The organism is Luteolibacter sp. LG18 (assembly GCF_036322585.1).
GTDB lineage: Bacteria > Verrucomicrobiota > Verrucomicrobiia > Verrucomicrobiales > Akkermansiaceae > Luteolibacter.
On sequence record NZ_AP024600.1, the window covers coordinates 4614810 to 4639704 of the forward strand.

The 24895-nt window shown below is 62.7% G+C and carries 25 protein-coding genes; 7 read left to right on the forward strand and 18 right to left on the reverse strand.

Features of this window, described 5'->3' with window-relative positions; all coding sequences use genetic code 11:
* Window positions 1-13: 13 nt before the first annotated feature.
* Genes yidD through rpmH form a run of 3 tightly spaced genes read right to left on the reverse strand, consistent with a single transcriptional unit; the run spans window position 14 to window position 887 of the window.
* Window positions 14-292: a membrane protein insertion efficiency factor YidD gene (yidD, locus tag llg_RS18235; RefSeq protein ID WP_338286276.1), complete on the reverse strand. Its 279-nt coding sequence runs from the start codon at window positions 290-292 to the stop codon at window positions 14-16.
* The gene (gene rnpA, locus llg_RS18240) at window positions 289-654 is read right to left on the reverse strand and encodes a ribonuclease P protein component (protein WP_338286278.1); all 366 of its coding nucleotides are present in this window, start codon (window positions 652-654) and stop codon (window positions 289-291) included. Before rnpA ends, yidD begins: the two co-directional genes overlap by 4 nt.
* Window positions 655-701: 47 nt before the next feature.
* A complete protein-coding gene (gene rpmH / locus llg_RS18245; protein ID WP_211633174.1) occupies window positions 702-887 on the reverse strand; it encodes a 50S ribosomal protein L34 in 186 nt (61 codons plus the stop codon).
* 169 nt (window positions 888-1056) lie between these two features.
* On the opposite strand from rpmH, the gene llg_RS18250 reads away from it, so the two are divergent.
* Entirely contained in the window at window positions 1057-1554 is a 498-nt protein-coding gene (locus llg_RS18250; RefSeq protein WP_338286281.1) for a GNAT family N-acetyltransferase, read from the forward strand.
* A 9-nt stretch (window positions 1555-1563) separates the two neighbouring features.
* Window positions 1564-1818 (forward strand): hypothetical protein, encoded by a 255-nt coding sequence (locus llg_RS18255; RefSeq protein ID WP_338286282.1) that lies wholly within the window; start codon window positions 1564-1566, stop codon window positions 1816-1818.
* A 10-nt stretch (window positions 1819-1828) separates the two neighbouring features.
* On the opposite strand, the gene llg_RS18260 is transcribed toward llg_RS18255, so the two are convergent.
* The 12 genes from llg_RS18260 to llg_RS18315 all read right to left on the reverse strand — a co-directional run bounded on the left by llg_RS18260 (window position 1829) and on the right by llg_RS18315 (window position 16995).
* A complete protein-coding gene (locus llg_RS18260; protein WP_338286284.1) occupies window positions 1829-2395 on the reverse strand; it encodes a hypothetical protein in 567 nt (188 codons plus the stop codon).
* 176 nt (window positions 2396-2571) lie between these two features.
* Complete coding sequence (locus llg_RS18265) at window positions 2572-3765, reverse strand: NF038122 family metalloprotease (RefSeq protein WP_338286285.1); 1194 nt, start codon at window positions 3763-3765, stop codon at window positions 2572-2574.
* 383 nt (window positions 3766-4148) lie between these two features.
* Window positions 4149-4928: a tetratricopeptide repeat protein gene (locus llg_RS18270; protein WP_338286286.1), complete on the reverse strand. Its 780-nt coding sequence runs from the start codon at window positions 4926-4928 to the stop codon at window positions 4149-4151.
* A 56-nt stretch (window positions 4929-4984) separates the two neighbouring features.
* Window positions 4985-5560, reverse strand: a complete 576-nt coding sequence (nadD, locus tag llg_RS18275; RefSeq protein ID WP_338286287.1) for a nicotinate (nicotinamide) nucleotide adenylyltransferase — start codon at window positions 5558-5560, stop codon at window positions 4985-4987.
* The gene (locus tag llg_RS18280) at window positions 5553-6293 is read right to left on the reverse strand and encodes an AraC family transcriptional regulator (protein WP_338286289.1); all 741 of its coding nucleotides are present in this window, start codon (window positions 6291-6293) and stop codon (window positions 5553-5555) included. Before llg_RS18280 ends, nadD begins: the two co-directional genes overlap by 8 nt.
* Window positions 6294-6367: 74 nt before the next feature.
* The gene (locus llg_RS18285) at window positions 6368-7201 is read right to left on the reverse strand and encodes an oxidoreductase (protein WP_338286291.1); all 834 of its coding nucleotides are present in this window, start codon (window positions 7199-7201) and stop codon (window positions 6368-6370) included.
* Between the two features lie 165 nt (window positions 7202-7366).
* A complete protein-coding gene (gene smc / locus llg_RS18290) occupies window positions 7367-11140 on the reverse strand; it encodes a chromosome segregation protein SMC (protein WP_338286293.1) in 3774 nt (1257 codons plus the stop codon).
* Window positions 11141-11327: 187 nt separating this feature from the next.
* On the reverse strand, window positions 11328-12581 hold the full coding sequence (locus llg_RS18295) for a hypothetical protein (protein ID WP_338286295.1): 1254 nt from the start codon (window positions 12579-12581) through the stop codon (window positions 11328-11330).
* Between the two features lie 294 nt (window positions 12582-12875).
* Window positions 12876-14027 carry a Gfo/Idh/MocA family oxidoreductase gene (locus tag llg_RS18300; protein ID WP_338286296.1) on the reverse strand — a complete coding sequence of 384 codons (1152 nt, stop codon included), beginning with the start codon at window positions 14025-14027 and terminating at the stop codon, window positions 12876-12878.
* A gap of 203 nt (window positions 14028-14230) precedes the next feature.
* Entirely contained in the window at window positions 14231-15043 is an 813-nt protein-coding gene (locus tag llg_RS18305; protein ID WP_338286298.1) for a sugar phosphate isomerase/epimerase family protein, read from the reverse strand.
* Window positions 15043-16044 (reverse strand): LacI family DNA-binding transcriptional regulator, encoded by a 1002-nt coding sequence (locus llg_RS18310; RefSeq protein ID WP_338286300.1) that lies wholly within the window; start codon window positions 16042-16044, stop codon window positions 15043-15045. The genes llg_RS18305 and llg_RS18310 overlap by 1 nt, the downstream gene beginning before the upstream one ends.
* A 3-nt stretch (window positions 16045-16047) precedes the next feature.
* Window positions 16048-16995 (reverse strand): dihydrodipicolinate synthase family protein, encoded by a 948-nt coding sequence (locus llg_RS18315; RefSeq protein WP_338286301.1) that lies wholly within the window; start codon window positions 16993-16995, stop codon window positions 16048-16050.
* An 83-nt stretch (window positions 16996-17078) separates the two neighbouring features.
* On the opposite strand from llg_RS18315, the gene llg_RS18320 reads away from it, so the two are divergent.
* Window positions 17079-19010, forward strand: a complete 1932-nt coding sequence (locus llg_RS18320) for a sigma-70 family RNA polymerase sigma factor (RefSeq protein ID WP_338286303.1) — start codon at window positions 17079-17081, stop codon at window positions 19008-19010.
* 96 nt (window positions 19011-19106) lie between these two features.
* On the opposite strand, the gene llg_RS18325 is transcribed toward llg_RS18320, so the two are convergent.
* On the reverse strand, window positions 19107-19235 hold the full coding sequence (locus tag llg_RS18325; RefSeq protein WP_338286305.1) for a hypothetical protein: 129 nt from the start codon (window positions 19233-19235) through the stop codon (window positions 19107-19109).
* Window positions 19236-19287: 52 nt separating this feature from the next.
* On the opposite strand from llg_RS18325, the gene llg_RS18330 reads away from it, so the two are divergent.
* From llg_RS18330 to llg_RS18340, 3 genes are all read left to right on the forward strand, one after another.
* The gene (locus llg_RS18330) at window positions 19288-20178 is read left to right on the forward strand and encodes a hypothetical protein (RefSeq protein ID WP_338286306.1); all 891 of its coding nucleotides are present in this window, start codon (window positions 19288-19290) and stop codon (window positions 20176-20178) included.
* A 132-nt stretch (window positions 20179-20310) separates the two neighbouring features.
* A complete protein-coding gene (locus llg_RS18335) occupies window positions 20311-21360 on the forward strand; it encodes a hypothetical protein (protein WP_338286308.1) in 1050 nt (349 codons plus the stop codon).
* A gap of 33 nt (window positions 21361-21393) precedes the next feature.
* Window positions 21394-22545, forward strand: coding sequence for a hypothetical protein (locus tag llg_RS18340; RefSeq protein ID WP_338286310.1), 1152 nt, complete (start codon window positions 21394-21396; stop codon window positions 22543-22545).
* 133 nt (window positions 22546-22678) lie between these two features.
* On the opposite strand, the gene llg_RS18345 is transcribed toward llg_RS18340, so the two are convergent.
* Window positions 22679-23431 (reverse strand): type 1 glutamine amidotransferase domain-containing protein, encoded by a 753-nt coding sequence (locus llg_RS18345; RefSeq protein WP_338286311.1) that lies wholly within the window; start codon window positions 23429-23431, stop codon window positions 22679-22681.
* 334 nt (window positions 23432-23765) lie between these two features.
* Between llg_RS18345 and llg_RS18350 the strand changes: the two genes are divergently transcribed.
* A complete protein-coding gene (locus llg_RS18350; RefSeq protein WP_338286312.1) occupies window positions 23766-24143 on the forward strand; it encodes a barstar family protein in 378 nt (125 codons plus the stop codon).
* 152 nt (window positions 24144-24295) lie between these two features.
* On the opposite strand, the gene llg_RS18355 is transcribed toward llg_RS18350, so the two are convergent.
* Complete coding sequence (locus tag llg_RS18355) at window positions 24296-24850, reverse strand: hypothetical protein (protein WP_338286314.1); 555 nt, start codon at window positions 24848-24850, stop codon at window positions 24296-24298.
* Window positions 24851-24895: the final 45 nt, after the last annotated feature.

The following is a 24895-nucleotide window of genomic DNA, read 5'->3' on the forward strand; positions in this document are numbered from 1 at the left end:
GGGGGCGTGTGCCTCAGGGCGCCGGATCGGGGTGGTTGGGAGTCCGTGGCGGCGGGACGGGGTCATAACCGCAGCCACCCCATGGATGACAGCGGAAAATCCTGCGGATTCCGAGCCAGCTGCCGCGCCACGGTCCGTGGGCCTCGACGGCTTGCAAGAAGTAATTCGAGCAGGTCGGCGTGTAGCGGCATCCGGACATCGGGCCGGCCAGCGCCTTGAGCACCGGATTGAGGAATTTCTGATAGAAGCGGACCCCTTTCCGCAGCACCCAACTGGCAGTGCGGCTGATCACGAATGCGGAGGTTTGGGCCCGAAAAGACCAAGCCGCTTTGCCTGGCGGACCCAATCCGCCTCCAGCTCGGCGTAGGTCGCACCCGCCGCACCGGGGCGGGCGATGGTGACGAGGTATCTCTTACCCTCGACGAAGGATGGCGCATACAGCCGCACCATGGCCCGGAAACGACGGCGCAACAGGTTGCGGTCGTGGGCCTTGCCGGACTTGCGCGTCGTGATGAAGCCCGTCCGGATCCCCTCTAGCGAGGAATCCTCCAAGGTGCTTAAAACGACAAACCGGCCGGCTTTCGCCTGACCGGTGGTCCGGACCCGCGCGAACTCGTCGCGGCGGGTCATGCTGTGCTTGCGCGGTAGTCGCATGGCGGGTTCACGGGAAATTCCCGATCCCGGCCCGCGGCGCGGGGCACTCAGGAACCGTGCTGCACCGTGTGGCGCTTGTACGGAATCTCGACACCCTTCGGAAGAAGGCGCTTGCGGCCCTTCTGGCGGCGGCGGCGGAGAATGTCACGACCGGCCTTGGTGGCCATACGGGCACGGAAACCGAATTGGCGGCGGCGGGTACGCTTGGAGGGCTGATAGGTGCGGAAGCTCATGGCGGGTCGCGTTAAAAGGAAATCCTTCCTGCAGGCAGGGCGGGCGCGCACTCTATGCCCCGCGGAACGGATGTCAATCCACCAATTATCACGGAAATGTGAATTTTTTCGCCGGAGCGCCGGAAATTTGCGCGTGTCCCGGGGGGCGGACTGTGCCACCGTCCGCCGCATGGACCCCGTGATGCAGGAACCCGCCGCCCGCTCGTCGAACGCCGATCAGCCGCGTGTCGAACCTGCCACCATCGACGACCTGCCTGCCCTGACCGAGCTGGTCATGGAGCTCTTCGCCCATTCGGGTGATTTCTCCCCGGACCGCACCACCCAGGAGCGCGGTCTTCAATTGATTTTGGAGCAGCCGAACCGCGGCCGCATCTTCGTGCTGCGCACCGATCACCGCATCATCGGCATGGTGAACCTCCTCTTCACGATCTCCACCGCCCGCGGCGGTTTCGTGATCCTGATGGAGGACGTCATCGTCCATCCCGACCACCGCGGCCTCGGCTACGGCGCGTTGCTGGTGGAATACGTCATCGAGTTCGCCCGCCAGAAGGACTTCAAGCGGATCACGCTGCTGACCGACCGTATCAGCGCGGAGTCCCAGCACTTCTTCCAGAAGCACGGCTTCGAGTATTCGAACATGATCCCGATGCGCCGGATCATCGACTGACGGCCTCCCATGGCTTGGGACCACACCACCGCCTCGGATGGATTCGCCATCGCCATGCTGGCGGTGATCGCTGCCAGCTTCGGCGTGCTGTTGCTCCTTTTTCTCGCCATGCGCCGGCAGGCACGCCGCCGCGACCGCCAGGTGGACGATCTGCTCCAGGAGCTGGAACAATCCGAGAAGGAAGCCGAGGCCGCGAAGCGGGAAACCCCTCCCTCTCCTCCACCGTGGGAGAAACCACCGGATTGGTGGAAGGACCGCAAATAGCGCCCCTACCTCAGCGACTCCATCCCTCGTGATGGAAACGCACCAGCTCGATCCGCGCTCCATTGAACCGGAACTCCGCCGTGATCGGCACCTGCTGGCGGCGGGTGAACTCGACCGGAAACCCCACCCCTGGAGGCACCCTCACCACCACTGGTGACAATCCATCCGGATGCTCGGCCACCATCTCCCGCCAGCCATCTTCCCGCTCCACGGAGGTGAGCCCGTCCAACGTGGCGCGACTCAGATACACGCGCATCAATTGGGCCTCCACGGGCCTGGTTTCCACCCACTCGATCCAATCCATCGAGCCATACACCACCGAGCTCTCCCAATCGAACCCGAAGCGGTCCCCCTCCCAAATCAAGGCCACCGGCTTCCTGCCGCCGGGCTGGAACTCCGCCTCGAAAAACGCCAGCGTCTTCCCACCCAATGTCGCTAGGCGCCCAGGCCCCACCTTGACCAACATCGGCACCGGTTTGCCCCGCCGTTCATGGTAGTCCTTCCAGAGCGGGATCACCCGCGCCCGGTCATGCAGGAACTCGAAACGATCCGCGCCCACGGCTTGAAAGTATCCCATCAGCACTTCGCGGGCGCGTTCAAGAGCAGGCTCCCGGGTCCGGGTGGGAACCGCCCCTCCGGCCGCCCTCCCATGCGGCACCCGCGCTCTGTGCTCTCTTACGATCCACAGCAGAATCGTCATCGCGACGACGAGACAGAACCGCACGAGCCATCGTGCCGTATTGGACATCTGGATCATTCCGATGCCGCACGGCGACGGCGCCACATCAGGCAACCCGCGACTCCCATCAGGATACCTGCCGCCGGTTCCGGCACTCCGGCCAATGAAGCGATATCGTAGCCGATCAAATCGAGCGCACGGAGATCGGGTTCGCTCAACCCCCATGCCTGTTGGTAACCGATCGTGGGATCCATCGCCCCGATCCGCTCGCCGGTCAGCCCATCGTCCTTCCAATGGCTCGCCTGCCGGCCATCCCCCCACGCCACTCCGGTGGAGAGGTCGTATTCATGGTCTCCATCGAAAAACACCGCCTCCCCCCCCGGAGTGAGTTCCCTCACCGCATCCGCGAATTCCGATGCCGTGCCGTGCTGCGATCCCGCGGCCAGACGGAACAGATCCAGGGTGGTCAGATCGAGCTGGGTCAGCGGGACGTTGCCTTCCGAAGTCGTGAGATACGGAATCCCGCCATTGAATCCCGCCACTTGGTCCGCCAAGTCGGTTTGAGAAATGAAGCCGAGCGCGTGACCGATCTCATGAAGCGCCACGCTCTCGAAATCGATCGTTCCGGCCGCGATGCCGTCGGCGCGGTTGTAATCGAAAGCGAAGTCACTGTTGAAATCGATCACCGCGTCCGTGGTTGTGCCCACGATGCCATCCAACATCGACGAGGAAAACCCGAGGGCTTTCGCGTTGGCTTTCGTCAGCAGGACATTGCCGCTGAAGTTGACCCCGGACATCGACTGCACATTGAGATTGTAGGACATCGTCGGCAGCGCGGCCACGATCGAGTCGTTCCCGTCCCCGGCGGCATCCGCCACCATGGCATCCCGCAGGCCGGAATATCCCCCGACGAGCAGGTAGGAGGATGTACCACCGATCACGTTTTCCTGCCCCGTGCCGAAGGAGCGAACGTCGGCATCGATCACGACCGTGATCGGATCGGAGATATAAGCCGCCCAGGAATTGGCCGCGCGCTGGAACGCGGCCATCGCCTCGCTGTTCCCCGCCAAGGACGATCCCGGCTGGATCACGATGTTGAAAGTGCTCAACGCCGAGACCGGAGACGCACCTCCGGATGACAACCCACCGGAAGAATCCGCCCCCAGACTCACAGCCGCGTAATCCCCCGCTTCACCACCCGACGCCAGTGGCGTGGACAGTAGGACGATGGCGAGGATCGGGCGAGACAGCATCAGCAGGACAGGCATTCCAATGCCTTGAATTGCAAATCGCAAGCATGAAGAAAGTGGGCCGGAAATGCGGCCATTTGGCCGAAAACGAAACCCGAACATTCTTTCATCCGGCCCCATTTCGCTCCACATTGCATACACGGCCACAGGGGCAAGCACCCAAATCTTCCCCTTGAAGCCGTCATTCCAAAAGCGAACCGTGTGCGCGTTCAAGTGATCCGGGGGGAGCATCTTGAACCAACCACCGGTTCCAACTTTGGGGGGAATGAACTCTGTGAGGGCGCGAAACCGGAGGCTGGTCCCGAGTTTCGCGCCCTTGCTTTTTCCCAAAGGCATCCGCCAAAGAAAAAGGGCATCCGACAGAACGACGGATGCCCTGGAAAAACAGATGAACCGGTGCCTTATTTTTTCCCTTCGGCCGCCGCGGCGTCATCGCCGTAGAAGCTCTTGATATAACCGTATTCGACCATCGTGTCCTGCCACGGCGCCAAGGCACCCGGTGTCTGGAACACGCGGCTTGCCATTCCCAACCATTCTTCGGCCTTCAATTCGTCTTTCTTCTCATACGCGATCGCCGCATGGGCGAAGTAGTAGTAGGGCGAATCGTCCAGGAAATCGTATTTCTCCGCCAGCACCTCAGCCTCCTCCTTCTTGCCCAGCTTGATCTTGCAGAGGAGCACCTTGAACTCTATCAACCGGGTGAGCGAAAGGTCGAGCTTCAGGTTTTTTTCCGCCACCTGCTTCAGAAGCTTGTCGAAGGTTTCCGCGCATTCCTTCCATTTTTTCGTCACGAAATACACCTCGCCGACGTTGAAGCGAATGTTCGGGTTGTCCGGCGACAGCTTATCGGCTTCGTCGAAAGCAGCCATCGCCTTGTCGAAGGCCCGGAACTCAACTTGGCAGGATCCCCAGAGATTCAAGGCATCCGGATCATCCTTGAAGATGACGCGGGCCTTGGAGAGTTCGTCGAGGCATTCGAACACCCGTTTCTCCCCGAACACGCGATAGGCCTCCTGAATATGTTTGGCATACTCCCGCCGCTTTTCCTCAGGAAGGTTCAGGAATGCCTGCTGGTTCGGCGAGTACTGCTGGGTGCCCTTGTCGGCCGCCGGCTTTTCTTCAGCAAAGCCAACAACCGCGGTACCGAGCAAAAGCCACAATGGCAGGAAATGGTTTTTCATCTGGGGAAGTCTGCCGGGAACCCTAGCCAGTTGTTCACACTGGCGCAAGCGGAGGTTCAGTGACGATACAGGCCGTGCTTGCGGATGTAGGCAGCCACGGGAGGAGAGAGCCACCCTTCCACCGATAGTTCCTTTCCCGCCCGGATCGCGGTCGAGGACGCGGGATGCTCGCCCGCCACCACCTGCATCCGCCACCCCGGACGTGGCTGCGGTTTCTCATGACCGCGTGCCAGCACCAGAAACTGCATCACCGCTGCAAGACGATCGGGATGCCTCCACCTCGGCAGGGCCTCCCACTGGTCGCCCCCCATCAGCCAGAACCATTCGGCCTCCGGTTCGTGGTCGGCCATGTATTCCGCCGTGAGGTAGGAGTAGGAGGGTTCCGGGCCGTTCAATTCGTAGTCGTCCACGGTCGCCCACGGAATCCCGGCGGTGGCCAGGCGCAGCATTTCCAGGCGGTCGTCGCCCGAGGCAGCCGCCGAACCCAGCTTGTGCGGGGAAATCCGGCACGGCAGAAACCGCACCTCGTCGAGCCGGGCCTCCTCCCTCGCCCGCTCCGCCATGTGGAGGTGGCCGAGGTGGACCGGATCGAAAGTGCCTCCGAAAATGGCGATTCTCCTGGGCTCAGACATGGCGGCGCGCGTGTTCGCGGTAGGTCGCCGGGGGCATGCCCACCGTCGCGCGGAACTGGCGGGTGAACGCCGTCTGGTCGCCGTAGCCGCAGGCCAGCGCGATCTCCGCCACCGGTGTGGAGGTCGTGGTCAGCATTTCAGCGGCGGCTCCGATGCGGGCCTTCCGGATGAACTGGGCGGTGGTGAGTTGGAAGACCTTCCGCATCCGCCGGTCGAGCTGGTCCGGGGACAGCTTCGCCTTCGCCGCGAGGTCGTCCGGGCGCAAGGTTTCATCGAGGTTCGCCTGGATGAAGGCGACTGTCCTCGCGACCCCGGCATACTCGGTATCCGCCTCGCTAGGCGCGCCGAGATCCCGGGAAATGGAGGCCAGGCCGATCACGTTGCCCTGCGCGTCATGCAGCGGCACCTTGGTGGCCAGATACCAGCCGAGCGATCCGTCGCGGTTGGTGACCAGCTCCAGGCGGTCGCACACTTCCCGGCCGGTTTCCAGCACCTCCATGTCCTGCTCGCGATAGGCCGCCGCGAGGTGAGGCGCGAAGAACTCGTCCGCCACCCGGCCCAACAGCTTGCGGGGATTGTCGATCCCCAGCCGCTGTGCGAAGGCCAGGTTCGCCGCGCGGTAACGCCGCTGCCGGTCCTTGAGACAAAAGACGACGTCCGGCAGGTGCGCGAACAACCGCTCGCAGAACCGCGGCGAGGCAAGTTGATCCAGGAAGTCGTCGTCAACGGACATCGTTCGAGAGTGCGCCCGATCCCCTTGTTGGGCAAGACGGGAGACGTTTTCCCTGAAACTGCCAGCCGCGGTCCTCAGTATGCCGTGGCGATCGCGACCGCCTCATTGCCATCCACATCAGCCGTCACCTGGGAGAGTTTCGCCCGCATGCCGGCGATCGCGTCCTCGCCAAGTGGCAGGCGCAGGGATGGACAGCCCGCCTCCACCGCATCGACGATCGCCTTGGCCGCCTTGACCGGGTCACCTGCCTGTGCGCCCGCGGAGTGGGCGGCGTAATTCCGCGTCGCTCCCACGGTCGAGGCGTAGGCGCCCGAATCCGGCATGCTGCGGAAAGCCGAACCGAAGAGTCCGGTGCGGAAGGCGCCCGGTTCCACGATCAGCACACGCATTCCGAAGGGCCGCACCTCGGCCGCCATGGCCTCGGAGAGCGCCTCCAATGCATGCTTCGCTGCACAATAGGGGCCGAAGCCGGGAGCGGTGATAAACCCACCCACGCTGGTGATCTGCACGAGGGTGCCCGTGCCCCGCGCGCGCATCCCCGGCAAAACCGCCTGGGTCATCGCCACCGCGCCGAAAAACATGGTTTCGAAGATATGCCGGAGTTCCTCCTCACTGGTTTCCTCCACGGCCCCCACCACGCTGTAGCCGGCATTGTTGACCAGCACGTCGATTCTCCCGAACCGATCCATCGCGGCGGCAACCGCACCATGGATTTCCTCCGGCTTGGTGACATCCAGCGGCAACGCCTGCACGCGCTCCGGGGCAAGAGCCACGAGATCCTCCACGGTGCGGGGATCCCGGGCGGTCGCGACGACCCATTCGCCGCGCGCGATGAGCTCCTCAACGATCCGCCGCCCGAAGCCCGACGACGTTCCCGTGACCAACCAAACCTTGCCCTTGGAGTTCATAGTTGCCTTTGGTCCTTCTTCGGTGACCCGGACATGGGATTCCGATCCGGATGTTAGAAAAAGACCCTCCCGGGTCATCGGGGGCAAGACCGAAAAATGAGGGGCGCGGCTTCGGGCTCACTCGAGCCCGGGCCGCGCCCCCCTCCCTCTCCTGTCGGAAAACAATCAGGCGTCCAGACGGAGCGCCGCCTTCTGCGCCGCGGTCTTCGCCTCGTTCTTGCCCATGTTGTCGGCACTGGTGAGACGCATGCCCACCGGCTTCGAGACGCCGAACTCCTCCATCGTCACGCCATACATCACGTCGGCGCGGGCCATGGTGCGCTTCGAGTGGGTCACGATGATGAACTGGCTGTTGTCGATGAAGCGGTCCAGCACCTTGACGAAGCGGTTGATGTTCGATTCGTCCAGCGGGGCGTCGAGTTCGTCGAGCACGCAGAACGGGCTCGGCTTGATCATGTAGATCGAGAACAGCAGCGCCACGGCGGTCATCGAGCGCTCGCCACCGGACAGCAGCGAGATCGACTGGAGCTTCTTGCCCGGCGGCTTGGCGATGACCTCGATGCCGGATTCGAGCGGATCGTTCTCGTCGATGAGCATCAGGTCGGCCTTGCCCTGCTCGCCGAAGAGCTCCTTGAACATGTCGCGGAAATTGATCTTCACTTGGGCGAAGGTCTCGGTGAAGCGGCGCTTGGTCTCCTCGTTGATGCGCTCGATCACCTCCATGAGCTCGTTCTTCGAGCGCATCAGGTCCTCGTGCTGGTTGCGGAGGAAAGTGTTCCGCTCCTCGAGTTCCTCATACTCCTCGATGGCGTCGAGGTTGACCGGGCCCATCGAATCGAGACGGCGCTTGAGATCGCCCACCGTGGATTCCACGAAACTCCAATCCGGCTCGCCGGTCATTTCGCCGGGCAGCTCGATCTTCTCCTCGGCGGTGGCGTTCACCACCACGGTCTCCATCTCGTCCTCGTCGCCCTCCTCGGAGCCGACCACCACTTGGCGACCACCGCGGGCTTGCTGGGATTTCTGGGAGGCGATGCAGGCGAGCAGCGCGTGGGCGTCCGGTTCGAAGGATTCGAGTTCGATCTGGTGGCGTTCCAGGATCGTCTGGACGAGGCTTTCGAGGCGCAGTTCGAGCTTGGTCGAGGCGACTTCCTCGCGGCCTTTCTGCTCGGTGATGCGGGAGTGCTGGCGGCGCAGGTCGCCGAGCACGGACTCGGCCTGCTCGATGGCTTCCAGCAAACCGGTGCGGCTGGCGGCGCGGGAATCGATTTCCACCTGGAGATCCTCCGCCTCGTAGCGGTGGGTTTCGCATTGCTCGGCGAGCGAGGCGCTTTCCGCGGTGGCGGCTTCGATACGCTGTTCGAACGAGGCGATTTCCGACTCACGGCGCATGCTTACCTCGCGCAGCTCGGCGAGGCGGGCTTCCATCGGACGCTGCTGCTCCTCGGCTGCCTGCTTGGCGCGGCGTTCGACGGCGAGCGAGGTACGGAGTTCATTGAGGCCCTCGGCGAACTCGGCTTCGCGGCGGGCGGCGGAATCGGCTTCGGTCTGGAGGCGGCGCTGGTCGCTATCGAGCCCTTCCAGGCGCTCGCGGGCGGAGGCCAGTTCGTTCTCCAGCGATTCGCGGGCCTCGGCGGCGGCGCGCTCGCGCTGGTCGAGTTCACCGCGTTCCCAGCGGACGTTTTCGAGCTTCGTCTCGTAGTTCTCCACCTCGCGAGTGGCGAGGGAAAGCTGGCCTTGCAACGTGGAAACCTCGACCTTCTGGCGCTGCAGTCGCTCGCGGGAAACCTCCACCTCTTCCTGCGTTTCGGTCAGGCGGTGTTCGAGTTCCTCCACGCGGGAGCGGGCCTCTTCCTCGGCTCGGGTCAGTTCGGCGACTTCGGTTTCAAGCGAGCGCACCTCGTTCTGACGCTCCAGCACCGAGGCCGAACCATCGCCGGCGACACCACCGCGGATCACGCCTTCGGCGCCGAGCAACTCGCCATTCAGCGTGGCGAAGGTCGTGCCCGGCAAGGAGGCGCGCAGCTTCATGGCGGTCGCCAGATCCGGCACCACCAGCACGTGTTCGAGCAGGCGCTCCAGCACCGCGGTCACGCGGCTGTCCGACTTCACACGGTCCAGCGCCCAGGCCACCGCGCCTTCCGGCAGGGCCTGCATCTGGGTACCGGCGGCATGGCCGATGAACTCGGTCGGCAGCACGGCGGCCACGCCGAGCTTCTTCTCGGCCAGGCGGCCGATGATTTCCTCGGCGAGCTTCGACTCGGTGACGAGCACCGCCTGGAGATGACCACCGAGCGCGGCTTCGATCGCACGGGCGCAGGTGTTGTCCGCCTCGATCAGACCGGCGAGCACACCGAGCAGACCCGGCTTGAAATGATCCGGCTGATCAAGACCGCCGAGCACGCTGCGGGTACCCTTCTCGAAGCCTTCACCGCTGGCCACCAACTGGCGGACGACATCGAGACGGGAGGACCGCTGGGCCAGCACCTTGTGCGCCTCGGCGGCGGCGGTGCGGGCGGCATCGAGATCACCGCGGGTGTGCTGGAAAGCACGCTCGGCCTTCTGGAAAACCTCCTCGAACTCGGTGATGCGCGCGGCGTTCTCCGAAACCTCGTCCTGGAACCGCATCTGCTCGGCGCGGAATTCCTCCAGTTCCAGCATCAAGCGCTCCTCTTCCTCGCCGAGCTGGCGGGCGCGCTCGCGGGTGCCTTCGAGCTGCGACAGCGCGGCCTCGATGCGGGCCTGGTGGGAGGCCACCAGCGTCTGTGTGCGGTTCGCTTCGCCACGGGCTTCGCGCAGGTTGTTCTCGATCGACTCGCGCTCGGCCTTGGAAAACCGGCTGCGCTCCTCGTGCTCGGCGAGCTGGTTTTCCTGCTCGATGATGCGGCGGGTCAGCGACTCCAGCTCCTCGTTGGCGGAGATGAATTCGAACTCCTGGCGGGCCAGCTTCTCGCGGGTGTCCTCGATGTCCTCGTGGTTCTGGCGGATGCGGCTTTCCAGCTCGGCCTTGCGCTCCTCGTTGAAGGCGATGCGGCCCTCGGCGGCGGACAGCGCGTTGCGGTGCTCGTTGAGTTGCTGACGGAGTTCGGCGAGCTCGCCTTCGAACGCGCGGGCGGCGGCGCGAGCCTCGCTCACGGCTTCCTCCTTCGCCGGAAGCTGCTGCTCGATCTCCGCCTCGCGGATGTCGAGCCCGCGCACGGAAGTCTTCAGCTCGCCGAGTTCGGCGGTGATTTCCACGAACTTCTTGTGACCGAGGTGGGTGTCCAGGATGCGGACGTCACCGGCCAGAGACTGGTAGCGGCGGGCCTTCGCGACCTGGCGCTTGAGCGAGTTCATGCGGCGGTCCTGCTCGGCGAGCACGTCGGACACGCGCAGCAGGTTCGCCTCGGTGTATTCCAGCTTGCGCAGGGCCTCCTTCTTCTCGCGCTTGTACTTGGTGATGCCCGCGGCCTCTTCGAACACCATGCGGCGCTCTTCCGGCTTCGAGGAAAGGATCTGGTCGATCTGTCCCTGCGCCATGATCGAGTAGGCGGTGCGGCCGATACCGGTGTCCATGAGCATGTCATGGATGTCCTTCAAGCGGCACAGCGTGTTGTTGATGCGGTACTCCGAGCGGCCGTCCCGGTAGACGCGGCGGGTGATCGAGACCTCGTTGTAATCCACCTTCAGCGCGGCCTCGCAATCGGCCATCGTCAGCGTCACCTCGGCCATGCCCAGCGGCTTGCGACGCTCGGTACCGTTGAAGATGACGTCCGCCATTTCACCGCCGCGCAGCGCCTTGGCGGAGGTTTCCCCCAGCACCCAGCGGATGGCGTCCACGACGTTCGACTTGCCGCAGCCGTTGGGGCCGACGATGCCGGTCACGCCGCGGTCGAACTCGATCAGGGTCTTGTCGGCGAACGACTTGAAGCCGTGGATTTCGAGAGTCTTTAAATACATCCGGACAGGAGGGTTGGAGGTTGCCCCGAGAGGGATGGGGTGAGGTGAGAGTAACCGGTTTTCGCCCCCCTGCAATCCAACAACGAAAAACCACACTACATCTTGTGTTGTTTTCCGATCCAAATACCTACCTGTTGAGAATTGTGAAATTAAGGTTTTCCGTAATAATTCGCAGGCATGGCCCCGACTAACGCTTTCCCGTGCGCTCCATACCCGGAGGTAGCTGGGGTGCGCCGCCGGGAGCTGGTCTGATCGCCGGTATAGGGGGAGGAGTGGCAGAGATCGTCCCCACCTCCAGCCCGGGAACGAGTTCAGCCACCAACTTCCGGAATTCATCCACTGACGCGGCCTTTCCTCGGGCAAGCTCGATGAGCTGGATCTTCCGAGCCAGTTCGGCGTCATCCGTTCGCCAGTTGACGGAGTTCCGGTCGAGCATGGCGCGCCGGGATTGCAATTCGCCCGTGAGCTTGGCGGCGAGTTCCGGAATGGACGCCACCAAGTCGGCCGCCAGCTTGGCGGTAGCCTCGCGGTTTTCCTCACGCCATAGGTACCACTTGCCGGAATGGTTGCTGGTTCCCATCTGGACGTAGTGCTTTCCTGCCACGGGGACTTTCAGCGTGTCCTCATAAGGGGCATTGTCGGTGCCATAAGGCGGGATACGGGTAGTGACGATGGTTTTACCGCTCTCAGCATCGACCACCCGGATGTCGACAAAGGCGGACATTTGCCGCGGCGGCTGGATTTGGACCCCGTTCTTCATTCTCACCGGTGGCAGATAGCTCCAACTCGAAAGCCGGAAATGAAGGATGTAGGGCGTCTTGGATTCATAGGTGGCGCTCGGAACCTTACCCCCATCCCCCCCACCGATGACGTGACTTTCCGGCTTCGGACCGGAAGGGGAAGGTGCCGGGGCCTCGGAAGGAGGGACGGTATCCGGATTGGTGGGTTTGGGATACAGCACCCCGCCCAACACTCCCGGCATCAGTTCATCGAGAAGCGCTGCATACTCGGCGCGCTTGCTCGGATCCGCCTCGGCGAGACGTTTCTGTTTCCTTTCGATCGCTGCCAGCTTGGCACCATAGTGGGTGGGATCCGGCCGCTGGAGCTCCAACGTCTTCAAATCCTCGCGCTGATACACAAGCGACATGCGGACCCGATTCCCATAGATCCGGAGGTCCACGTTTGGATCGGGCTCAGGAAGATTGGCAGCCGGCGAACGCTCCGGTTCCGCTCCATACCAAAGTTGCCAGATCATGCCCTTTCCGACGTTCGTAAGCAGGACCCGGTGCCGTCCCTTGACCGACACCTCAAGCTGCCCGCGAGAAGCAATCGATGTTTTTTCCAGGATGACCTTGCCGGTGTCGGCATCAAGGACCTTGAGCGTGCAATCCGTGGTCGGTCCCGGCGGCACGCTCCGTGTCGGATTAATGGAATCGTCCACGGTGCTCCAAGCGAGGGTATAGGAGCCAGAGGAAACGTAATCGGGAGATGGAAGCGCCGCGTCCTGCCTATAGATGAGACATCCCCATGTCCTCTGCGCCTGGTCCATGGCCCGCACGGACAAGGACAAGATCACCGCTAAACCGGCAAAGCCAACCGTTCGGAACATACCCGCGGGTCTAGACAGATCCTCGGCACTTCACAACTCCGGAAGATCTACAACTCCGGCACAAAAATAAAAGCCCCCGGAACCGAGTTCCGGAGGCTTGATGAGCGGCTTGGTCGATGAACCGGATCAGACCAGCTCGGGCACGTCGATCCAGCGGCCTTCGTGGTGGGACTTCCAACTCAGCTCCGCGAGCTGGACGCCCTTCGCGCCATCAAGCAGCGACCAGCGGAACGGCTCGTCGGCGACGACATGCTTCAGGAACAGCTCCCACTGGATCTTGAAGGCGTTCTCGAAATTGAGCTGGTCCGGCACTTCGGTCCAGCGGTCGTAGTAGTTGATCGGGCTGTCGATGTCGGGGTTCCACACCGGGCGCGGGGTGACGCTCTGGTGCTGCACCCAGCACTTGCGGAGGCCGACGATGGCGGAGCCTTCGGTGCCATCGACCTGCATGGTGAAGAGGTCGTCGCGGCGGACGCGGACGTTCCAGGAGGAATTGAACTGGCAGGTGATGCCGGTGTCGGTCTCGAAGATCGCGTAGGCGGAGTCATCGGCGGTGCAATCGAAGGCCTTGCCGTTCTCATCGTAGCGCACCGGGATGTGGGTGGCGGCCTTGCAGAACACGCGGTTGACGTTGCCGAAGAGGTTGTCGATCACGTAGCGCCAGTGGCAGTGCATGTCGATGATCATGCCGCCGCCGTCTTCCTCGCGGTAGTTCCAGCTCGGACGCTGGATCGGCTGGCCCTCGTGCTCGCCGGTGAAGACCCAGTAGCCGAACTCGCCGCGCACGGAGAGAATCTTGCCGAAGAAGCCCTGCTCCTTGAGAAGCTGGAATTTCCGCAGGCCCGGGAGCCACAGCTTGTCCTGGACCACGCCATTCTTCACTCCGGCGGCCTCGGCCACGCGGGCGATGCGCACGGCTTCATCGAGCGACACGGCGGTCGGCTTCTCGCAGTAGATGTGCTTGCCGGCGGCGATGGCCTTTTCCAGGAAGCCAACACGGTAAGGAGTGCCGGAGGCATCGAAGAAGATCTCGTTGTAGGAATCCGCGAGGGCGGCATCGAGGTCGGTGGACCAGCGCTCGACATTGTACTTCTTCGCGAGGGCCTGGAGCTTGTCGGCGCTACGGCCGGTGAGGATCGGGTCCGGAATCACGCGGGTGTCGCCGCAGACCACGCCGCCCTGGTCACGGATGGCGAGGATGGAGCGCACGAGGTGCTGGTTGGTGCCCATGCGTCCGGTGACGCCGTTCAGGATGATGCCGATGGTGCGGGTGTTCATGAGTGGTTTTGGGATGGGGTCCGCCTTTTGGAGACAGAATTTACAAAATTGGCAGAATTGACGAAGAGATCTTGGAATCGGGAGCTCGAGAATTAATTGGCGGCAATTTTCATAGAACTAAAATGATACCGTTTGGAGCGCCCCTACTCTTCCCGTGAATTCTGAAAATTCTGTCAATTCTGTCCGAAAAGAGCCGTGGAATTTCACAGGTTCGCGCAGGAGGCGGAGATCTTGTCGAGGAAGACGTGCTGGTTCTCGGCCCAGTATTTGCGGGAGAAAATCTCGACCTCGGTGAGGGCGTTGAAACCGGCGGCCTTCACCATCTTCGCGATGCGGGCGGAGGCGTTGACTCCCTCGCCGGGCAGGCCGCGATCGAGGAGGATGTGGTCGAAGTCCGGCTTGAACTCGCAGACATGGAAGGCGAAGAGGCGGTTCTTCGCGGCGCAGTAGCGGATCTCCTGCTCCAGCTCGCGCTCCCACCAGATGTGGAAGACATCGGCGGCGACGCCGACGAGCGGATGCTCGAGCTGGTCGCACAGCCAGTTCGCATCCCGCATGGAAGCCACGGCACAGCGGTCGCCGGCATACATCGGATGGAGCGGCTCGATGGCGAGCTTGATCCCGGCGGCCTCGGCGGCCGGGAGGATGGCGGCGAGGCCATCGATGATCTGTTCGAAATTCTCCTTCGGCCCCTGCCCCACCGTGCCGCCGCAGACGAGCACGATCATCGGCAGGCCGAGGGCCTCGCACTCGCGGATCACCGCGAGGTTGTCATCAATGCCGCGCTGACGCGCCGCGGCATCGAGACCGGTGAAGAAGCCACCGCGGACATAGGACACGCCTTGCAGCCCGCTGTCCGCGATCTTCCTGCGGACGCGGCCGAGATCCTCGCCCGCGACCGTTTCCCGCCACACGGACAGCCCGCCGAATCCATGCCGTGCGTAGTTCTCGATGCATTCATCGATGGACCACGGCTTGTTGGTGAAGGTATGGATCGCGAGCTGGTCTGGAGTCATCAGGGTGTGGGGAAAGTCGACTGCCCCGGCAGCAGCAATCCGGTGATGCGGATGCACTGCGGCATGGGCGTGGATTCAATGATGCGGTTCGCGAGCTCGCGTCCCGCCTGAAACGCGAATTCGTGCACCGGCATCTTCACGGTGGTGAGAAGCGGGCGGGCGAGGCCACGGACCGGCGAGTCATCGAAGCCGGTGACCTGGCACTGCTCCGGCACGGCGATGCCGGCGCGGGCCAGCTCCGCAAGCACGGCGGTGGCGACGAGATCGTTCACGCAGAAGAGCGCGTTGAAGGACGACGCCAGCTTCTTCACCGAGGCGGTGTCGATCGACTTGAAGTTCTCGTAGTAGACGACCTGCTTCTCGTGGTCGGGGGAGAGACCTCGGGCAGTGAGCGCCTTGGTCCAGCCTTCGAGGCGTTCGCGGAAGACGACGTTGGCGCTCTCGATGCCGATGAAGACAGGCTTCACTTCCTTGTCCTTCGCACCGGTGATCACGTGCTCGACGAGGTCACCCATGCCGCTGGCATAGTCCGAGGTGACACACGGCACGCCGGAAAGGTTGCGGTTCAGCACCACGACCGGGATCGAGCGCTTCTTCAGGGTGGCCAGGGTGGCGGCGTCCGGCTCGTGGAAGGCGAAGATGAAGGCATCGGTGTCGCCGCCCTTCTTGTGCGGGAAGGGATCGTAGTTCTCGCCACCGGTGTCGCAGATCAGATTGCAGCTCGACGGGGCGAGGCCCTCGCGCAGGCCGATGATGAGCTGCTCGAAATCGTAGAACAGCGCGCGCTCCGGATTGTCGTGGTGCGGAAGGACCAGGCGCACGCTGAGGATCGCCCGGCCACGGTGGCGGCGGACGGTACGACGCTCGAAGCCGAGATCGCGCGCGACCTTCTCCACCCGCTCCCGGACGTCGTCACTGACGAGACGTGACCCCTTCAGGGCGCGGGAGACGGTGGAGGCGGAAACGCCGGCTTCGGCAGCGATGTCGTAAATGGTGGCCATGGTTTAGAACGAGTATCCGAGACGCGCGGCACAGTCCATGATGATCCCTGCCTCCCACTCGGGACGGCGCGGGCACTGCGGGTGCGGCTCGGAAGACGGGATTCGGCCTATCAGATGCTGGAATACCGCGCAACTGTGCTTGTAGGCCGGGACGGGCGCCCGGAAGCCCACATTGCCAAGATATTGCAGCGCGTCATTGAGCTCGAAATAGCGGTCGTCACCCGCTTCCCAGTAGGCGTCCCGCTCGGCGAACTTCTCCGGGCAGAAGGCGGCCAGGCCCAGCAGGTAGTCCGAGCCATATTCGACCATGTCGATCCCGAGGTCGTTGCCGGTGAAAATCATGAACTCCGGCCGGATTTCGTCGCGGATCTCCAGGCGGCGCAGCTCCATGCCGCGGTCCAGCGAGGAGTGCTTCATGCCTTTCAGCTCCCGGATCTGGATCAGGCCGCGGACCGTCTCCTCGTCATAAATCATGCCGTTCGGAGCGAACATCTTGCCGAGTTCGAAGCCGAAGACGGCGTCGTAGCCCTTGCAGACCTTCGCGTAGAGATCGACGATCTCGGCCGGGGACCAGTTGTGGAAACGGGTGGTCTGGAATAGGATCGGGGTGCCGCCGAAGGACACGATCTCGTCCATCTGGCGGCGGTAGAGTTCAACGAGATCCCCTTCCAGGCCCTCCACGAACACCCCGGCGACGAAATCGCGGCGGCCTTGGATGACGCCTTTTGTCCACCCCAGCACCTGGGTGCGCTCCGCGGCGGTGAGGTAGTTGGCGTAGCCGGTGTCCATGTTCACCGCGCAGCCGAGACCGGCATCGGTGGTGCGGGCCACGGCCTGTTCGAAAGCCTCACGGGCGATGGTGCCATCGGCATTGAACGGAAGCAGGCAGGCGGCGTAGCCGGTGATCTTGCGGCGGAGCCGACGGGCCTCATGGCGGGATTCGATGGACATGGGATGAACTTGTCGTGAAAGTTATTTTATTGCGTGCAATTATTACGCGTGCTTGAGAGGAGTAACGGGGAAACCGATGGCGGGTGTCAAGGAGGAATCAACGAAGAAGCGGGCCATGTCAGGCTAATGGAGCGATCAATGGCAGCTTTTCCCATCCGTGTTCCGCCGTCCTCGCATTTCTCCGCAAAATAATTTGTCCGTATCTACCGACCACCGGGTGTATTTTGTTAAACCGGATGAAGACCACGGACACCGCCCTCCTGAAGTTGTTCGCACGGGAGCAAGAGGAAGCAGCGTTCACCGAACTGGCGCGGCGCTACAGCAGCCTCATCTTCCACACGGCGCTACGCCGAACCGGCAGCCATGCTCTCGCTGAAGAGGTTTCGCAAAAAGTGCTCTGCGCACTCGCACGCAAGGCAGCCGAACTGGCCCTCACCACCGACGACCGCGGCCTCGGCCCCTGGCTCCACCGGGCCACCAGCCTGGAGGCCTCCAAGGCTATCCGAACGGAATCCTCCCAGCAACGCCGAAGGCACCTCCAGCACCCCGACGACATGCCCGCCACCACTTCCGGAACCTCCCTTTGGGACGACGCACTGCCGCATCTCGATCTCGCTCTCGACCGGCTCGGCGAAAGCGACCGCAGCGTGCTGATTCTCCACTATTTCCGTCGGATGACCTTCCGCGAGATCGCTGCCTCCACCGGGCGGTCAGTCGACGCCGTCCAAAAACAATCCGTCCGCGCGCTCGACAAGCTGTCCGGCCTCCTCCGCGCCCGCGGTGTTGTCCTCTCCGTCGCCGGCCTCACCGCCGGCCTCGCCGCGGAATCCGCGAAGGCCGTACCCACGGCCTTCATCTCCACCTTCGCCTCTCAGGCCTCCACCATACTTCCAGCCAACCCCATCCTCGTCATGCTCTCCACCAAGACCAAAATCCTCGTGACCGCCGTCGTGATTCTCTGTGCGATCCCATTGGTCTCTCAGCAGCTCGCCATCTCCCGTGCCACCCGGCATTCCACCGCTCTGCCGAGCATGCAGGTCACCTTCGGAGATCCGCTTGCCACTCTCGCCACAGGCTCCTCCCGCCAGCGATCCTCCCGCCCCGCGGCTTCCCCATCCACCTCTTCGGCCATCTCCGACCAATGCGATTGGAAGACCCTGATGGACGAGACCTTCAATGACAAACTGAGCCCCACCGACCGAGCTGCTCTCCGCGCGAAACTCGAAGCCATGTCACCCACCGACCGCGCCCGGGTGATGCGGGAAGCCGCCGGGGCGGAGCTGACCCTCTCGCAGAAATCCGGGTTCCTGGCTGGGATCAGCCATTCCCTGATAGAAACCGATCCCGGGCTCGTCTGCCCTATCGTCATGGACGCGTTCAAAGGGGAGCCCTCCTTCGACCACCTGTTCGATAACGCACTCGGCAATGAGGCTTACAAAGAATGGCTCAAGCAGAACCCCGCCGCCGCCCAAGCTTGGTATGAACGCCTGAAACAAGAAAGGGACCAAGGTGGATGGGGCCCCAAAGAGCTGGTCGACTCCATCCAAATCCCGCTATTTGAGACGCTGGTCCGAACCAATCCCGATGCCGCGCGGGCCATGCTCGCCGCGGAGGCCTCCGCCGAGTCGAAGGACCATCTCATGCACGGTGCCTTCCTTTCCTACATAGGCGAAGGCGAAAAGGCAAACGAAGAGCGTGCGGGTTCCGGAAGCGCCGCCGCAGCCGCCATCTATCTTCAATACCTGCGGGAGCAGCCGGTCGATTCCGGCGATCAGCAGAGCATGTTCAACAAGATGATCACCAATTTCGCGGACGAGGGCAACCACGATGCCCTCCAGGCTTGGTTATCCCTTCCAAACCTCACACCGGAAGAGAAGCAGACCATCGGCACCCTGGTCGCGCTCAACAGCATTCACTATCCGGACAAAGCGCCCGCCATGGAAGCCTTGCTGAAGAAAGCCATGCCTCAGGACGCCGACCACCTCCTCCAGCAGGCACGTGAGTCCGGGAAATAAGTCGATCCTCTTGTTCTCCATGAAACCCAGAGTTTTCATTCCCGCCACGATCGCCATTGCCACGGTCGTCTGGCTCATCCAACGATCCCATCTTCATCAGCTCCGCGAGGAACGGGTGCGCGTGGAGCCGCGCATCACCGCGGAAGCGGTTGCCTCCGCCTCGGCTTCGGCCTCATCCCAACCTCCGACCGGCACCGAGATCGTGCCGGAGTTCAAGAGACTCATGCTGGCGACCTATGGTGACCAACACAACGGAAGCCCGCGGCAGAGGGAACGCATGATCTCCCTCCTGCAACAGATCAGTCCCGAAACCCTTGCGGAGGTGATCAAGGAGCTCGGGCAGGACCCGCGTTTCAAGGATGACGCGGAGTATGCGATTCTGGGGCACTACGTTGAAATCCAGCCCCGCGCCGCCATCGAGATCGCGCTGGGCATGCCATCCCGGTTCGACCAAAACAGATTTATCTACCAGAACTTCCTCAACGCCATCAGCGAGCTCCATGACGTGTGGGCAAGCAAGGATCCCGTGGCCTCGCTCCAGTGGCTGCAATCCGAGAATTCCGGGATCCCGGAGGAACTCCACAACCGCATGTTCGGCAACGCCTGCCGCAGTCTTGCGTATGCAGATCCGCAAGCCACCATCGCCGGCATCCTTGGCGATGACCACGTGGACGACGGAGCGATAGGCCAAGACATTGGTCGGGGAATGAACAGTCCGGATCCAATCAAGGCTTTCTTCAAGGCCGCGGACGAACTCGCCACGGATCCCTCTCTGGATGCCGATCGTATCGCCTCCATCCGCCGGGGGGTCGCCGACGGCATGTCCATACTGTTCTTTGACCAGCCTTTTTCAACCGTCACCGATCTCGTCAACGAATGCCTTACCGCGGATGAAAAAATCGCCTTCGTCAATCGCTGCAACGAACAAGGCACGATCGTCGACTCTGCGAAATGGGCGAGCTGGCTGACGACCTTCGAACCCTCGCAAATGGATTCCGCCACCGCTCCGCCGCATCCGCTTGTCACCCGCATGGAGTCGTGGGCCTACGAAGATCCAAACGGAGCCGGAGCCTGGCTCGACGGCATGCCGGACGGCCCGCTCAAGGATCAGGCCAGCGCCGCCTACAATGAAGGCCTGAATCACCGCACCGCGGGCACCGCGCCATAAGGATCGGCTGCCTCCGCGCCCGGGACGTCGTCCTTCCCGCCGGCCCACCGCGGAATCCGCCAAGGCCGGACCTCCTGCTTTCCTTTCAACCTTCACCGCTCCGGTTTTCACCACAGCCCACCTATTCTCATCGTGCTCTCCACCAAGACCAAGACCCTCGGCTCCCTCGCCATCATGCTCTGTGCCATTCCGCTGATTGCCCAGCGGATTTCCATCTCGCGCAGCGAACAAAGGCTCTCTGCCCTCCAATCGCCCCGTGGCACTCCGGTTCCCACCATCGCCCGGCAAAGAGTTGCTCCGTCATCCGGCCCCGTCGGCACCAAGCTCTCCAACAAGCGCGACTTCGAAACGCTGCTGGCGGAATGGAAAGGCGTGCGTGGCTCGGATTCCGCCGACCACGAAGCATTCGTCGCGAAGCTCTCAACCCTGTCACACGACGAACTCGTCCGCATCATGCAGCAGGCCGCACACGCCGATCTCCCGGGAATGGAAAAGGCCCTGTTCCTCGGCAGCATTGGGCGAGCCCTCAGGGACACTGATCCAGGTGCCGTTTTTGCCGCGCTTATGGAGGCCTTCAAGGGCGCTCCCACTTTCGACCGCCTTTTCAACCACGCTGGCGGCGAGGTGACTTTCGCCACATGGGCCAAGCAGGATCCAACCGCCGCCTTCTCATGGTATCGGGATACCCTTCAAGCCGGGAAGACGGGGGAATGGATGCCTGCGGAGATGTACAGTTTCCAGACATCACTCTTCCGCTGGCTGGTGCAGGAACATCCGGATGCCGTGCAGGACCTTGCCGGAGATCAGGCTGGCACGAAAGTACACCTCATGCTCGGGTCCCTCGCGTCCTGGTGGATCTGGGAAAAAGACAGTAATCCTGGCGAGGCCGACGCCTATCTCCGGTTCACGAGGGACATGGACACCCAGTCCCATCAGGAAGGAGCCTTGAGGGGATTGGCGAATGTCCTCGCTGGCAAGGGACGCTTCAGTGACATCCAGTACTGGTTCGAGCGCGATCGGCTCCAGCCCGCCGAAAAGGAGATCGTGGCCACCGAGGTTGCCCGCCTTTCCTCACAAGACTCCGAACAGGCCGCCGCCATGAGGACTTGGTTGAGGAAAGCCATGCCGGATGATGCGGACCGGCTGATTCAGAAAGCCGATGCTCTCTCGAAGGGCAATTGAATCCCAACCTTTCTCACAAACCGAAGAGGACACATGAAAAAATATCTTCCCGTCTCCGGGATCGCCGCCGTCTCCATCATGATCGGCTTGGTTCAGTGGTTCAGCCTTCATCATCTGCATGGGGAAATCGCGCGATTGGAACAGGATGCTTCCACTCCGGGTGGAATCTCCGACAGGGCGCGTTCCCGCAGCATTGGAGCAACATCCGTCGCAACCGCCAGTGCGGATCCTGAGGGGGATTTCAGGAAGTTCGTGCTGACGGGACTGACAGGCCCTTCCAAGAATATCATTGCCGGAAAGGAGGATCGCTTCAGGACCCTGCTGAAACAACTCGATCCCGATACGCTGTATCAGGCGTTGGTGAAGCTTGGAAAAGATCCACGCTTCACCGGCATGGAATATATGGTGCTCCGCTACTATCAGGAGATCCAGCCCCGCGGTGCCGTCGAGGTGGCCCTGAAACTGCCCGATCAGCTTCCCCAGAACAGCAACCGCCAGGGTATGGGCTACCTTTTCTACCTCTGGAGCGCCAAGGAGCCCACGGCGGCGCTCGAATGGGTGCGCGCTCATGAATCCCAGCTTCACCCTGAAGCCCGGGACGGCATGTTCCGGGATGCCTATCTCCGGCAGATGCAGAACGATTCACGACAGGCATTCGCCAACATTCTCGCCGACGAACGTCTGGTAAACAACGAGACCGGCAAGGAGATCGGTGCGACAATGGGGAATCCCCAGCAGGTAAGAGCCTGCTTCCAAACGATGGATTGTCTGTCCGCGGACCCGGGGAAAGTCTCCGCGATCGCGCAAATCCGCGCGGGAGTGGTTGATATGCTCGTGCCCCTTTTCGAACACCAATCGTTCACCGTAGCATCCGGCGTGATCGATGAATGCCTCACCGCGGAAGAAAAGATGGCGTTTTACGCCTCCTGTAATCATTTCAAGAGCATTCCCGACCCTGTCAAATGGGCCGATTGGCTGGTGAAATTCGAGCCGCCGCCCGCGGCCGATCCCACCACCGCCACGCAGCATCCTCTCGTCACACGCCTCCAGGCGTGGGCCAAGGAAGACCCGAACACGGCCGGAGCCTGGCTCGACCGTATGCCGGGCGGCCCGCTCAAGGACCAAGCCAGCGCCGCCTACAATGAAGGCCTGAGCCGTCGCGCGGCGACCTCGACCGCCGAATGAGGACCGGAAACTTCCATGACCCGGGCACGAAGCCACCTAGGTGCCAACAGCGGTCTCGATGATCAAAATGGCAAAATGCCCCCCCTCTCATGGCCTCTTTTCCAAAGCGAGCGAGTCCTTCTTGAACGGTATTTCAGGCGGATGGCACAAGCTGCTCCACCATCGCGTGGACCATGCGCGGGAGGTCGTAGGGGAAACGGGCGGTGATGAGGTTGCCGTCGATCACGCAGGGTTCGTCGGAGACGATGGCACCGGCGTTCTCAAGGTCGGTGTGGATGTTCCAGACGGCGGTGGCTTTCCTGCCCTTGAGGATGCCGGCGCTGACCATGACCCATTGGCCGTGGCAGATGGCGCAGGTCGGCTTGCCCGCGGCGTGCATCCCGCGGACGAAGGCGCGGGCGTGCTCGTCGGTGCGCAGGGCATCCGGGTTCCAACAGCCGCCGGGGAGAATGACGGCGTCGTAATCCCCCACCCTGGCCTCGTCCATGTAGCGGTCGATCGCGATCCAGCCGGCGTTCTCCATCAGGCGGATGGCCAACACGTGGGTGGCGGCGAGCGGCGGGAAACGCAGGCCGAGCGTGGGATGGAATTCACCGATGCGGGGTGAAACGACGTGAACCTCCGCGCCGTGTTCCTTCAGCCAGACCTGGGCCCCGAGGATCTCGACTTCCTCGACGCCGTTGGTGCAGCAGATGGCGATGCGCTTGCCCGCCAGCAGCCGGGGATCGGAAGGCGGATCGTAGAGGAAGGAGTTCAACTCGCGGTTGAGCTCGCCATCGGCGGTGGTCAGCAGTTCGGTGGAGATGGACGGCACCGGCGAGGGCGTCATGAGCTGCTGCATCCGGGTGACGGGAATCGAGGGCGACGGAGGGGTGGGAGAGGTCATGAGGTGGTGTCTATCAGGGAGACACTACGGAGGAATCGCAAGCGGGTTGTCGGGGAGAAAGATACACCACGCTTGGATCGGAATGCCCCTCGATGGCATGTTCACCTGGGTGCCCTGTAGACGCGGCCGGATGGAGCTGGAAACGGTTCATGCAGTTCGGTTGAATCCGTCCGACCGAACCATCATGCGAACGTCCCACACCTTCCTTTTCCAGACAGAGGGCCCCTGGATCACGATCGGCACAGGGGAAGCGGAGCGGCGTGATTTCATCCCTCCCGTGTTTTATTCCATGCCGGGACAGACCGGCTGCGTGCGTCTGCTCCGGGGGTGGAAGATGAAAACACGCCAAGCCCTGATGGATGAGTTCGCGGCGGCGTTCCAGTTCTTCGAGGGGTTCGGTGAGAACTGGCTCGCACTGGGCGACTGCCTTTCCTACCTCGACGAGTGGCTGCCCGCGGATGGTTACGTGGTGGTCATCGAGCGGACGGAAGATCTGTTAGGCGAGGAGGAGGATGAGCAGTCGGTGGCCTTGTTGAAGACGCTCGATGACGCCGGGAAGTGGTGGTCGCAAGCCATCACGGACAACGGCCGCCACAACCGCCCGGCGATTCCGTTCCACGCGCTGCTGCATGTGACCGATGGGGCAAACAACGGACTGGAGAGAATCGAGGAACTAGCGCAAAAGGCAGGCGTGGCGGTGCGGAGGGAATGAACGAGGAGGGAAACGGGTGGATACCCCCAACAGGCAACATCCCCATTTCCGCTGTGTGAATACGTTGTTATCGGACGTCCGTGGAACAACTGACGCCGTGGGGATGAGGGTGGAGGCTCACACCCACAAGCAGGAATGCTTGTGCTACCTAATCACTCGACGGTGTCGTCGCCCTTGCCGAGGTTTGGCTGGAAATCCTTCGCCATGCGCTCGATCCACGGCACGTATTTCTTCTCGTCGGCCTGGGGATAGGTGATCGACCAGCCCGCGCAGTATTTGGCATCGGCCACGTACTTCTCGTAGAAACCGGAACCGTCCTTGGTGGTGCCGGAGACGACATACCATTCCGCGGTCTTTTTCTTGTAGGTGATGGTGCGGTCCTTCTCGGCGAGTGCGGCCTTCCAACTTTCCTCGACGCTGCCCATGCCATCGACATTGAAGTGTCCTCCAACAACGATCTTCACCTTGCCATCCAGGGAGGCGAAGGCCTGGCCGCCACCATTGTCCGGCGGCCGGAGGGCTTTCATCCCGGGAGGAATGGGCAAGGTGCTGCCGAAGCGGGCGTTTCGGTAAGTCAGCCACCCATCCTTGCCGAGGGTGACGCCCACCTGCCAGTTCTCCGGTTCCTCCTCCGCGGCTCTGGCGGATGGCAGGACCATCGCGAGGATGGCCGCGGCAAGAACGGGATATCGCGGGATGGCTTTCATGGGAACGAGGGATTCCCTGCCAAGTTAGAACAAAGATGGTATCCC